We start from the raw sequence: 12,393 nt of genomic DNA on the forward strand, positions 1-12,393 counted from the left end.
CGTTCGGCACAACTACGCACGCACCGACCGTGTTCCCCAAGTGCGTCTAGGCTAGTCCGACGTGGCACTTCCCAACCTCACTCGCGACCAGGCAGCCGAGCGCGCAGCGCTCGTCACCATCGACAACTACCAGATCGCGCTGGATCTGACCGACGGTGCCGGGGGGCCAAGCGAGCGCACCTTCCGCTCGACGACCACCGTGACGTTCGACGCCCTGGCCGGTGCCGACACCGTCATCGACATCGCCGCCGACACCGTGCGCAGCGCGACGCTCAACGGGGTGGCCATCGACGTCTCGGGCTACGACGAGTCCACCGGCGTCCCGCTGGAGGGGCTCGCCGAGCACAACGTGGTCGTCGTCGATGCCGACTGCCGCTACTCCAACACCGGTGAGGGCCTGCACCGCTTCGTCGACCCGGTGGACGACGAGGTCTACCTGTACTCCCAGTTCGAGACCGCCGACGCCAAGCGCATGTTCGCCTGCTTCGACCAGCCGGACCTGAAGGCGACCTTCGACGTCTCGGTCACTGCGCCGTCGCACTGGCAGGTCATCTCCAACGGCGCCACCCGCGAGGTGACCGGAGCCGCTCCGGCGGCGACATCGGGCTCAGCCGGTGTCCACACCTTCGAGACGACGCCGCGCATGAGCACCTACCTGGTCGCGCTAATCGCCGGCCCGTACGCGCGCTGGGACGACGTCTACACCGACGAGCACGGTGAGATCCCGCTCGGCATCTTCTGCCGCGGTTCGCTCGCCGAGTTCATGGACGCCGAGCGGCTGTTCACCGAGACCAAGCAGGGCTTTGGCTTCTATCACCAGAACTTCGGCGCCCCATACGCGTTCGGCAAGTACGACCAGCTGTTCGTGCCCGAGTTCAACGCGGGTGCCATGGAGAACGCCGGCGCCGTGACGTTCCTCGAGGACTACGTCTTCCGCAGCAAGGTGACGCGGTACAGCTACGAGCGGCGCGCCGAGACGGTGCTGCACGAGATGGCCCACATGTGGTTCGGCGACCTGGTCACCATGCAGTGGTGGGACGACCTGTGGCTCAACGAGTCCTTCGCCACCTTCGCCTCGGTGCTGTGCCAGAGCGAGGCAACGGAGTACACGGCCGCCTGGACCACCTTCGCCAACGTCGAGAAGTCCTGGGCCTACCGGCAGGACCAGCTGCCGTCGACGCACCCGGTCGCCGCCGACATCCCCGACCTGCACGCCGTCGAGGTCAACTTCGACGGGATCACCTACGCCAAGGGTGCCAGCGTCCTCAAGCAGCTGGTGGCCTACGTCGGCCTCGAGGCCTTCCTCGCCGGCCTGCGCGACTACTTCCGCGACCACGCCTTCGCCAACGCAACCTTCGGGGATCTACTTGGCGCACTGGAGAAGTCGTCGGGACGCGACCTGTCGCACTGGGGTCAGCAGTGGCTCAAGACCACCGGGCTGAACACGCTGCGGGCGAACTTCGACGTCGACGCCGACGGGAAGTTCACCCGGTTCGCGATCGACCAGAGCGGGGCGGCGCCGGGCGCCGGCGAGACCCGGGTGCACCGGCTGGCGGTCGGCATCTACGACGACGACGGATCGGGCAAGCTGGTCCGCACCCACCGCGAGGAGCTCGACGTCGACGGTGCCAGCACCGAAGTGCCTGCGCTGCACGGTGTCTCGCGCGGGAAGCTGATCCTGGTCAACGACGACGACCTGACGTACTGCTCGCTGCGGCTCGATCCCGAATCGCTTCAGACGGTGCTTACGCGAATCGCGGACATCGCCGAGTCGCTGCCGCGCACCCTGGCGTGGTCGGCGGCGTGGGAGATGACGCGCGAAGCCGAGATGAAGGCCCGCGACTTCGTCGAACTGGTCAAGGGCGGCGTTGCGGCCGAGACCGAGGTCGGGGTGGCCCAGCGTCTGCTGCTGCAGGCGCAGACCGCGCTCAGCGCCTACGCCGAGCCGGACTGGGCGTGCGCGGAGGGCTGGCCGGCCTTCGGTGACCGCCTGCTCGAGCTGGCCCGTGCCGCCGAGCCCGGCTCGGACTTCCAGCTGGCCTACGTCAACGCCCTGTGCACGTCGTCGCTGTCGCTGCGGCACACCGCGGTCCTGGCGGCTCTGCTCGACACCGATCCGGCCGAACTCGAGCTGCCCGGGCTGACGGTCGACACCGACCTGCGCTGGCGCATCGTGACGGCGCTGGCCGCCGGTGGCGACGTCGACTCCGACGGGGTGCAGACGCCGTTCATCGACGCCGAGGCCGAGCGGGACCGCACGGCCGCGGGCCGGCGGAACGCGGCGGCGGCCGCGGCCGCTCGTCCGCAGCCAGCCGTCAAGGAGGCGGCATGGAAGCAGGTGATCGAGGACGACACCCTGGCCAACATCACCACCCGCGCGATCGTCGGTGGCTTCACCCAGCCCGGTCAGGCCGCTCTGCTGAAGCCGTTCACGGCCAAGTACTTCGACGCCATCAGCGGGGTCTGGGAGCGTCGTTCCAGCGAGGTCGCCCAGACCGTGGTGATCGGCCTGTACCCGTCCTCGGACGTGAGCCAGGACGGACTCGACGCGGCGGACGCCTTCCTCGCGGGCGAGGTGCCGCCGGCGTTGCGCCGGCTGGTGATCGAGGGTCGGGCCGGCGTCGAGCGGGCCCTGCGCGCACGCGCCTTCGACGCCAGCTAGCGGAAGATCGAAAGCGGCCCCGGTCGTCGGCTGCGAGAGTCGACGGCCGGGGCCGCTGTTCGAGACGAACGGGTTAGCGGGGCGAGACCCCGGCGCTGAGCACGCGGACGGCGCTGATGAGGCCGTCCATCAGGTTGCCCTCCTGGAAGGACGCCGCAGCGGCGGAGACACCGAGCGGAGCGGCTTCCTCGATGCCGCGACCCTTGACCTCCGAGCCGTACACCACCTCGATGGCCCTTTGGTTCGGCGAGACGGCGAGCAGCACCGCATTGTTGGGCGTCGGCACCTTCGCCAGGATCTCGCGCGCCGAAGCGGCGGTGTCCGCACCGAGGTCACCGATGTAGACGGCGAACCGCGCCTTGGCAGCCCGAGAGCCGTACTTCAGGGCGTCGTCGAGCACGACGAGATCCCGGACCGGGAACGGGTAGTGCACCGACAGCTCACCGGGCTCGGTGACGCCGGAGATGCGTCCGCTCGCGGTGTAGGCGTAGCCGTAGGGCAGAACCTCCGAGGCAGCCTTCGCGACCTCGGTCGAGTGATCGCTACCACTTGCCACTTGCGCCACCTCCCACGGTCAGATGCGATGCGTGGCCGTGATCGGCCGGTTCCTCGGCGGCCCACAGGATCGGTTCGTGGGTCCACTCGTCGGTCATCCGATACGTCGCGGGGTGCGGGCCCTTGCGCCGGAAGATCAGCAGAGCCAGCAGCAACGTCAACAGCAGCGGAACCCCGCCGAGAAGCGAATGGGTAAGTGCGATGCTCACGTCGCAAACCGTATCGCAACGTCCACTCAGGCCGCTCCCTCACCCAGATATCGCACCCATGCCGGGTCGAGCTCCTTGACCGACGACAGCAGCCGCCAGTGCTGACCCTTCGGCGGCAGCGGCGTCGACCGCAGCGACCAGCCGAGTTCGGTGAGCAACCGGTCGGCCTTGCGGTGGTTGCAGCTGGCGCACGCCGCCACGCAGTTCTCCCAGGAGTGCTCGCCACCGCGGCTGCGGGGCACCACGTGGTCGACGGTGTCGGCCTTGGCCCCGCAGTAGGCGCAGCGGAAGCGGTCACGGTGCATCAGCGCCGCCCTGGTCATGGGCACCCGCGCCCGGTAGGGCACGCGCACGTAGGAGCGCAGCCGGATAACCGAGGGCAGCGCGATCGCGCGGCTGGCAGAGTGGATGACCGGGCCGCCGGGGTCGGCGTGCACGACGTCGGCCTTCCCACACAGCAGCATGACGACCGCGCGGCGCGCCGGTAGTGCGGCGAGCGGCTCATAGGTCGAGTTGAGCAGCAGCACCCTGCGACGGCCCCAAACGCCGGTGTCCGCGCGCACTGGGCGGGGGTCGAGGCCGGGGTGCGGCAGGACCGGCGCAGCAAGCACCGTTGGGCCGGTTGAACTAGCCGCGGCCAGGTGTCCGCGACTCCTCCTTCGCTGCGACATGGGTCCTCCGGAACACAGTGCACCATGGATCGGCGCCAATCGCACGACAATTTGGGCGGAGTCCGCTGGTCAGTCCGGTGAACATCTCGTGACGCAAATTGGTTGCGCGGCTCGCCCGCCTCCCCCGTCGCGACTGCCGGTCCACGGAAGGGATGATGGGACTCGTGACGGAACAACCTCAGTCGTTCTACGACGAAGTCGGCGGTGCCGATACGTTCCGGACCATCGTCTCGACGTTCTACCGGCTCGTCCGCGAGGACGAGATCCTGCGTCCGCTGTACCCGGAGGACGACTTCGATGGGGCCGAGGAACGGCTCCGGATGTTCCTCGAGCAGTACTGGGGTGGGCCGCGGACCTACTCCGACCTGCGCGGTCACCCCCGACTCCGGATGCGCCACGCGCCGTTTCGGATCGGTTTCATGGAGCGCGACGCCTGGCTGCGCAACATGCACATCGCCGTCGCCGAGATCGACGCGCAGACCATGGACGACGCCCACCGCGCCGCGCTGCTGCAATACCTGCAGATGGCCGCCGAATCGATGGTCAACTCGCCGTTCTGAGGTCGCCGCGAATTCACCCTGGCGAGCCCCCGCCGTCGCGCCGGGCCGCGGGAGCCAAGGCACAATGGGCCAACGTGACCAACTCCCCCGAGTCCGCCTCCGCCACCCAGGCGTGGTGGTCCAGTGCCGTCTTCTATCAGGTCTATCCCAGGTCGTTTCGGGACAGCGACGGTGACGGTGTCGGTGACCTGGACGGGGTGACCGACGGCCTGGACTACCTGTCGCGGCTTGGCATCGACGCCATCTGGCTGAACCCGGTGATGGTCTCGCCGATGGCGGACCACGGCTACGACGTGGCCGACCCGCGCGACGTCGACCCCCTGTTCGGCGGGATCGACGCCCTCGACCGCCTCGTCGCGGCGGCGCACGCCCGGGACATCAAGATCACCATGGACCTGGTGCCCAACCACTCCAGCTCCAAGCACCCGTGGTTCGAGGCGGCGCTGGCCGCCGGGCCGGGAGGCGAACAACGCGAGCGCTACATCTTCCGCGACGGCAGCGGTCTCGGCGGAATCCATCCGCCGAACAATTGGGTGTCGGTGTTCGGCGGGCCGGCGTGGACGCGCGTCGTCGAACCCGACGGCAATCCCGGCCAGTGGTACCTGCACCTGTTCGATCCTGAGCAGCCCGACCTCAACTGGGACAACCCGGAGGTGTTCGAGGATCTGGAGAAGACGCTGCGCTTCTGGCTGGACCGCGGCGTCGACGGATTCCGCATCGACGTCGCGCACGGCATGGCCAAACCGCCGGGGCTGCCCGACATGCGCAACCCCGACTTGCCGATGCTGACATTGGACGACGACGACCCGCGGTTCAACCACGACGGGGTGCACGACATCCACCGCGGCATCCGGTCGGTGCTCGACGACTATCCGCATGCGGTCACCATCGGCGAGATCTGGGTGTTCGACAACGAGGACTTCGCCAAGTACTTGCGCCCCGACGAGCTGCACCTCGGCTTCAACTTCCGCCTGGTGCGCGCCGGCTTCGACGCCGCCGAGATCCGCGAGGCCGTCGAGAACTCCCTCGCCGCAGCCGATCTGGCTGGATCACCGCCGACGTGGACGCTGTCCAACCACGACGTCGAGCGCGAGGTCAGCCGCTACGGCGGCGGCGCCGAGGGACTGGCCAGGGCCAAGGCGATGGCACTGCTGATGCTGGCACTGCCCGGAACGGTGTTCGTGTACAACGGCGAGGAGCTCGGCCTGGACAACGTCGACCTGCCCGACGAGGTGTTGCAGGACCCGACCTGGGAGCGGTCGGGTCACCAGGAACGCGGCCGCGACGGCTGTCGGGTGCCGATGCCATGGTCCGGCACGACCCCGCCGTTCGGCTTCTCCGAATCCGACGAGCCGTGGTTGCCGATGCCCGCCGAGTGGGCCGCACTCACCGTCGCCACGCAGGAGGACGACCCGGAGTCGACGCTGAACTTCTTCCGGCGCGCCATCGCCGCCCGGCACGAACGCGGCGCGATGGGCGGTGCCGTCGAGCTCGTCGACGGCCCGTCCGACGTCGTGACGCTACGCGGTGCCGACGGCGTGACGTGCGTGCTCAACGCCGGCCCGACACCCGTGGCACTGCCCGACGGTGAGGTGTTGATCGCCAGCGCCACGCCGGTTGGTGGCCAGCTGCCGCCCGACGCCGCCGCCTGGGTGCGTTAGCGCAACACCACCGCGGGGTCGCCGCGGCGGCGATACACCGTGCCGAAGCGGGCGTCGACGCGCAACCACGTCGGCAGCACGCGGACGCGGACTACTTCATCCGCGGTGACCGACTCGGGGGCGAACTGGTCGGCGGTCTTCGCCTGCGGCAGGAAACCCATTGCCGTAAGCGCGAATACGCATCGCATCGGAATGCCGACGCTGGTGTCACCGGCGCTGACCGCGACGACCTCCTGATCGAGCAGCGACGCCGGCGGTCCGTGCGCGCTGCCGAACTCCTTGGCCAGATCGACGCCGCGCTGTGCGAGGTCGAGCACCACCCTGGCCGGCACGTCGTCGAGGTGGACGAACCCCTTCTCCGGCGGCAGCATGCCCCGCCACGCGGAATCCATCGCGAACCCCGGCTCCACGAATCCCGACCGATCCATCGCCGGGAGCGCGCGGACGAGCGCGTCGGCGCCGACGGACATGTCGGCCGGCGATACGCGGCCGCGCACCACGCGACAGGCCAGTACGTCGAAACCCGTTGCCACCCAAGCCACGACCTCACCGTCGCCGCGCTGGCGCAAGCGCACGACGCTGGCGTCGTCGAGCCGGACCGCTCTGTCGACGAACGTCGCGAGGTCCTCCCGGTGGGCGGCGTCGTCGAGCCAGAGCCCGCGCTCGCCGCGCACGTCGCCAGCCTCGCTCATCGCGGCCCTCGGCTCTTCGCGCGAGCGCTCATCGCGGCCCTCGGCTCTTCGCGCGAGCGCTCATCGCTGGTAACGCTGTAGATACTCCCGGTGATGCGGCGCCAGCCGCACCAGTCGCTGCTCGGCGATGTGGAACGCCGCCAGCTGGGACTCGCCGATGACGGCGGGCTTGGAGTCGGGGTCGGCCAGCACCGAGCGCACCTCGTAGCCGAGCGTGAAGTCCACCGCCCGCAGTCGCTTGACCCAGATCGTCACCTGCAGAGGCGAATCCGCCAGGCGCAGCTGCCCCTTGTAGACGACGCGCACCTCGGCGATCAGCAGCCCGATGGTGTCGAAGTCTGCCGCGAACGGCTCGGTGAGGAACGGCACGCGCGCCTCTTCGAGGATCGTCACCATGGTGCCGTGATTGACGTGCTGATACATGTCGATGTCCGACCAGCGCATGGGCACGGGCGTGGTGAAGCGCTCGGTCATCCGGTGGTTCCGGTTCCGCTGGTCCGCGTCATGCTGCGGATCTGCCGCGCCGCCACCGACAAGGTCGCCAAGTCCTTCTCGCCGTCGGAGTAGATCTCCTCGAGGGTGCGGCGGGCGCGGGCAAGCCGCGAACTGTTGGACAACTCCCACTCCTCGATCTTCTGCTCACCGGTCTCGTCGGGTTCCCCGACGGCGAGGACGTCGAAGCACAACGCCCGCAGCGAACCGTAGATGTCGTCTCGAATGGCCAAGCGCGCCAACGAATGCCAGCGGTCGTCGCGAGGCAGCCGCGAGACCGCGGTCAGCAGACCGTCGGCACCAAGATGATCCATCAGCGTGAAGTACGTGTCGGCCACCTCGACCGCGTCCCGCTCCACGATGTCGGAGATGTCGATGACGTCGAGCAGGCTGTACTGGTACAGCCCGGTCGCCACCATCATCGCCAGCTCCTGGGACACTCCCCGGGCGGCGAACTCACCCGAATCCTTGGCCACGATCGCCCGGTCGTCGCCCCGCAGCCACTCCGACATCCGCGGAGTCAGCTCGGATACCTTGGCGGCGAAGCGGTTCACCTCGGCACCAACGGCCAGCGGCTGCGGCCGGTAGTTCAGCAGCCAGCGGGCCGCGCGGTCGATCAGGCGGCGCAAATCGATCGTCATCCGGTCGGTCACCGACACCGGCACCCCAGCTTCACCGGCCGCCCTGATGTCCCGCCAGACGTCGCCGACCCGGAAGATCTCGTCGACCGCGACGTAGGCGCGGACCGCGTCGACCGGCCCGACCCCGACGTCCTCGCAGACGCGGTAGGCGTAGCTGATCCCCGCGGTGTCGACGAGATCGTTGACCAGCATCGTCGTGACGATCTCCCGGCGCAGCTGGTGAGTGCGGATCTCCGGACCGAACCGGTCGCGCAGCTGATGCGGGAAGTACTCGGGTAGACGCGCGGCGAAGACCTCCTGGTCGGGGAGCTCGCTGGCGAGCAGCTCGTCCTTCAGCGCCAGCTTCACGTGGGCCATCAGCGTGCACAGCTCCGGCGAGGTCAGCCCCAACCCCATCTCGGTGCGCCTGCGGATCTCCTTCTCCGACGGCAGCGCCTCCAGCTCCCGGTTCAACCCGCGCTTGGCCACCAGCTCGCGAATCTGCCGACCGTGCACGGTCAGCAGGCCCGCCGCGTTGGCCCGGCTGGTCCCCATCAGGTCGTTCTGAGCGGCGTTGTCGCGCAGGACGAGTGTCCCCACCTCGTCGGTCATCGACATCAGCAGCGGGGTGCGCTCCTCGACGCTCACCCGGCCCGCGGTGACCAGCGAGTCGACGAGGATCTTGATGTTGACCTCGTGGTCGGAGCAGTCGACGCCCGCGGAGTTGTCGAGTGCGTCGGTGTTCACGTGGCCGCCGTTGAGCGCGAACTCGATGCGTCCGCGCTGTGTCACACCGAGATTGCCGCCCTCGCCGATCACCTTGGCGCGCACTTGGTTTGCGTTCACGCGCAGCTGATCGTTGGCACGGTCACCGACGTCGGCGTCGGATTCGGTCTCGGCCTTGACGTAGGTGCCGATGCCACCGTTCCAGAACAGGTCGACCGGCGCCTGCAGGATGGCCTTCATCAGCGCCGGTGGGGTCATCTCCTCGACGTCGTCGGGCAGCCCAAATGCGACGCGCACCTGCGGGCTGATCGGGATGGACTTCTGCTCGCGGCTGAACACACCGCCGCCCTCGCTGATCAGGCTGCGGTCGTAGTCGTCCCAGCTGGATCGCGGCAGCGCGAACATTCGGTCGCGCTCGACCCAGGAGCTGGCGGCATCGGGGTTCGGATCGAGGAACACGTGGCGGTGGTCGAAGGCCGCGATCAGCCGAATGTGCTTGGACAGCAACATGCCGTTGCCGAAGACGTCACCGCTCATGTCGCCCACCCCGACCACGGTGAAGTCCTCGGTCTGGGTGTCGACGCCCATCTCGCGGAAGTGACGCTTGACCGATTCCCAGGCGCCCTTGGCGGTGATGCCCATCGCCTTGTGGTCATAGCCCACCGATCCGCCAGAGGCGAACGCGTCGCCCAGCCAGAATCCGTAGGACTTCGCGACGTCGTTGGCGATGTCGGAGAACGTGGCGGTGCCCTTGTCCGCGGCGACCACCAGGTAGGCGTCGTCGCCATCACGCCGGGTGACGCCCTCGGGGGGTGTGACGACCCCGGTTGCGGTGTCGACGTTGTCGGTGACGTCGAGAAGCCCGGAGATGAAGAGCCGGTAGCACGCAACGCCTTCGCTGCGCTGGGCATCGCGGTCGGCGCCGGCCGAACCGGTCGGTGCCGGCGGGCGCTTCACGACGAAACCGCCCTTGGCACCCACGGGCACGATGACGGCGTTCTTGACGGCCTGCGCCTTGACCAGACCCAGGATTTCGGTGCGGAAGTCCTCACGACGGTCCGACCAGCGCAACCCGCCGCGCGCGACGTTGCCGAAGCGCAGGTGCACGCCCTCGACCCGTGGCGAGTAGACGAAGATCTCGTATCTCGGCCGTGGCAACGGCAATTCGTCGATCAGCCCGGGATTCAGCTTGATCGACAGCACGTCCTGACTGCGCGCCGAACCGGGCCGGGTGACGAAGTAGTTGGTGCGCAACGTCGCCTGGATCATCGAGGCGAAGGCCCGCAGCACCCGGTCGGTGTCGAGGCTGACGAGCGCGTCGATGCCGGCGGCCACGGCCACGGCTGCCGCCGAGGCATCCCGCTTCTTGCCGGACTCGGCCTGGGCGTCCTCGGGATCGAACAGTGCTTCGAACAGTTCGACGAGCGCGCGCGCCGTGTCGGCATTGTCGTTGACGACGGTCTCGATGTGCGACTGACTGTACGGAAAACCGGCCTGCCGCAAGTACTTCGCGTAGCTGCGCAGCACGGTGACCTGCTGCCAGGTCAGTCCGGCACGCATCACCAGTTCGTTGAACCGGTCGATCTCCACCCGGCCGTACCAGATCGCGGTGACCGCGTCGGCGAACCGCGTGGCGGTGGCTTCGCGCTCGGCGGCATCCTGCTGCTCGGGCATCGACTGCTGCGGTGAGATCTTGAACTGGTAGATCCACACCGGCACGCCGTCGGCCCTGGTGACCGAGAACGGCCGCTCCTCGAGCACTACGACGCCCATGCTCTGCAGCATCGGCAGCAGCACGCTCAGCGACGCCGACCGGCCCGCGAGGTACCACGTCAGGTTGGCGGGCTGCCCGTGGCCGCCGTCGGCGAAGACGAGTTTGACCGTGTCGGGCTGCAGTTGCTCGATGATCGCGATGTCGCCGATCGCGTCGTGCGGGGAGAACGCCTGCCGATAGACCTCGGGGAACGCCACCGCGTAGTGCTCGGCGGCGGCCCGGGTGATCGCACCCGTCGGGACCGCCCCCATCAGTCGGTCGCCCCAGGTGCGCGCAGCCTCGGTGAGCAGGTTCTGGATCCTGGTCTCGTTGTCCAGCGAGGTGTCGACGTCGGCAGCCCTTGCGTCATCCGGCAGCCGGACGGTGAAGTGCACGACGGCCCAAGGGGATTCGCTGACCCGCGCGGTGTACTCGATGCTCTCGCCGCCGAGCTCGCGGACCAGGATGTCCTGCATCGCTAGCCGCACCACGGTGGTGTAGCGATCCCGCGGCAAGTACACCAGGCACGACACGAAGTGAGACAGCTGATCGGTGCGCAGGAACAGCAGCGCCCGGCGGCGGGAGCCGAGGTCGACGACGGCATTGGCCATGTCGAGCAGCTGCCGCGCGCTGAGCGAGAAGAGTTCCGACCGCGGGATGGTCTGGATGATGTCCAGCGTCAGCGGGCCTGGATGGCTGTTGTCCCCGAGCGACAGCGCGAGCGCTTCGTTGACCCGGCGCGAGATGAGTGGAATCTCCAAGACGTTCGCATTCGATGCAGCGACGGTGAACAGTCCGACGAATCGGTGTTCGATCGCGGCGCTCTGCCCCGGCACCGTCTCGCGGACCACCACGATGTGCGGATGTGCGCCGTAGCGCAGGTAGCTCGGCATCGTGGCCTGAGCCAGCACTAGCAGGTCGTCGGTCGCGGTGAGCTGCGGTAGGACGTCGGTGCGCAGTCGCAGCACGCCCAGCCTGCTGGACGGTTCGACGGTGGCCCGGCCGTCGTCGACCGAGCAGCGTTGATAGCCGAGCATGACGAAGTGGCCGTCGGCGAGCCAGCGCAGCAGCGCGGCCACGTCCCGGCGGTCATAGGACGGGAAGCGGCCCTCGCGATCGGCGTCCATCGTGCTGGCCAGCACGACCAGCGACGCGTTCAGTGCCGTCGCGTCCAGCGCGACCTGGCGGGCGTCACCGAGGACGTTGGGCAGCAGCGCAACGGCTTCGGCGACGGCGTTGGGATCGGCCGACGGTGAGAGCTGCACGTGGATCCACGTCTCGTCGACGCCATCGGTGGGAGCATCCGCCGCGGCACTGGGGTGTACGTCGATCAGATCGCCCGCCGGATTGCGCCGCACGCGGAACACCGGGTTCATGATCGCCGTGTAGGCCACCCCGAGCCGGTGCAGGAGCACCGTGACGGTATCCATGAGCATCGGGCTCTGATCGGTGACGATCTGGATGGCTGGGCCGACGTCGCCGTCGTCCTCGGCGGTGATCACCGCGACCTTGGTGTCACCCGAGAAGCGCTGTCCACCGATGCGGGCATGGGAGACCAGCAGCGCCGGCGACACCGCCCCGCCCGAGAGGTCAAGCGGATCCGGGGACATCGGCACCGCCATGTCGGCTGCCGGAGCACCGCCGTGCGGGCCGCGATGAGTCGCGAGGTAGGCCTCGGCGAGGCTGCCCGTGGGCCCGGTGTCGATCACCGCGGTCTCAGCCGTGCCGTCACCGCGCTGCCGTCCTGGCGATCCAGGATTAGCCGTCGTCATGCCGATCGCTCCTGACTCAC

The 12,393-nt window shown here is 68.8% G+C and carries 9 protein-coding genes; 3 read left to right on the forward strand and 6 right to left on the reverse strand.

The genetic code is table 11. The features are described 5' to 3' along the window. Positions 1-61: 61 nt before the first annotated feature. Positions 62-2,662, forward strand: a complete 2,601-nt coding sequence (pepN, locus tag SBI80_RS17745; RefSeq protein WP_318976114.1) for an aminopeptidase N — start codon at positions 62-64, stop codon at positions 2,660-2,662. A gap of 73 nt (positions 2,663-2,735) precedes the next feature. Here the strand turns inward: pepN and SBI80_RS17750 are convergent, their stop codons facing one another. Genes SBI80_RS17750 through SBI80_RS17760 form a run of 3 tightly spaced genes read right to left on the reverse strand, consistent with a single transcriptional unit; the run spans position 2,736 to position 4,097 of the window. Beyond that, on the reverse strand, positions 2,736-3,218 hold the full coding sequence (locus SBI80_RS17750) for a DUF5130 domain-containing protein (protein WP_318976115.1): 483 nt from the start codon (positions 3,216-3,218) through the stop codon (positions 2,736-2,738). Next, entirely contained in the window at positions 3,205-3,426 is a 222-nt protein-coding gene (ctaJ, locus tag SBI80_RS17755; protein ID WP_318976116.1) for an aa3-type cytochrome oxidase subunit CtaJ, read from the reverse strand. The genes SBI80_RS17750 and ctaJ overlap by 14 nt, the downstream gene beginning before the upstream one ends. A 26-nt stretch (positions 3,427-3,452) precedes the next feature. Further along, positions 3,453-4,097 (reverse strand): HNH endonuclease, encoded by a 645-nt coding sequence (locus SBI80_RS17760; RefSeq protein ID WP_318976117.1) that lies wholly within the window; start codon positions 4,095-4,097, stop codon positions 3,453-3,455. 155 nt (positions 4,098-4,252) lie between these two features. Here SBI80_RS17760 and SBI80_RS17765 point away from each other — a divergent pair, with 155 nt between their 5' ends. After that, positions 4,253-4,657, forward strand: coding sequence for a globin (locus tag SBI80_RS17765; RefSeq protein ID WP_318976118.1), 405 nt, complete (start codon positions 4,253-4,255; stop codon positions 4,655-4,657). A gap of 74 nt (positions 4,658-4,731) precedes the next feature. Next, the gene (locus SBI80_RS17770; protein ID WP_318976119.1) at positions 4,732-6,318 is read left to right on the forward strand and encodes a glycoside hydrolase family 13 protein; all 1,587 of its coding nucleotides are present in this window, start codon (positions 4,732-4,734) and stop codon (positions 6,316-6,318) included. Here SBI80_RS17770 and SBI80_RS17775 read toward each other — a convergent pair. Genes SBI80_RS17775 through SBI80_RS17785 form a run of 3 tightly spaced genes read right to left on the reverse strand, consistent with a single transcriptional unit; the run spans position 6,315 to position 12,373 of the window. Continuing rightward, the gene (locus SBI80_RS17775; RefSeq protein ID WP_318976120.1) at positions 6,315-7,010 is read right to left on the reverse strand and encodes a DUF8010 domain-containing protein; all 696 of its coding nucleotides are present in this window, start codon (positions 7,008-7,010) and stop codon (positions 6,315-6,317) included. The genes SBI80_RS17770 and SBI80_RS17775 overlap by 4 nt on opposite strands. A 60-nt stretch (positions 7,011-7,070) precedes the next feature. Then, positions 7,071-7,484: an acyl-CoA thioesterase gene (locus tag SBI80_RS17780; protein WP_318976121.1), complete on the reverse strand. Its 414-nt coding sequence runs from the start codon at positions 7,482-7,484 to the stop codon at positions 7,071-7,073. Beyond that, the gene (locus SBI80_RS17785; protein ID WP_318976122.1) at positions 7,481-12,373 is read right to left on the reverse strand and encodes an NAD-glutamate dehydrogenase; all 4,893 of its coding nucleotides are present in this window, start codon (positions 12,371-12,373) and stop codon (positions 7,481-7,483) included. Before SBI80_RS17785 ends, SBI80_RS17780 begins: the two co-directional genes overlap by 4 nt. Between the last annotated feature and the right edge of the window lie 20 nt (positions 12,374-12,393).

The sequence above is a fragment of the Mycolicibacterium sichuanense genome, from assembly GCF_033741125.1.
Classification (GTDB): Bacteria; Actinomycetota; Actinomycetes; order Mycobacteriales; family Mycobacteriaceae; genus Mycobacterium.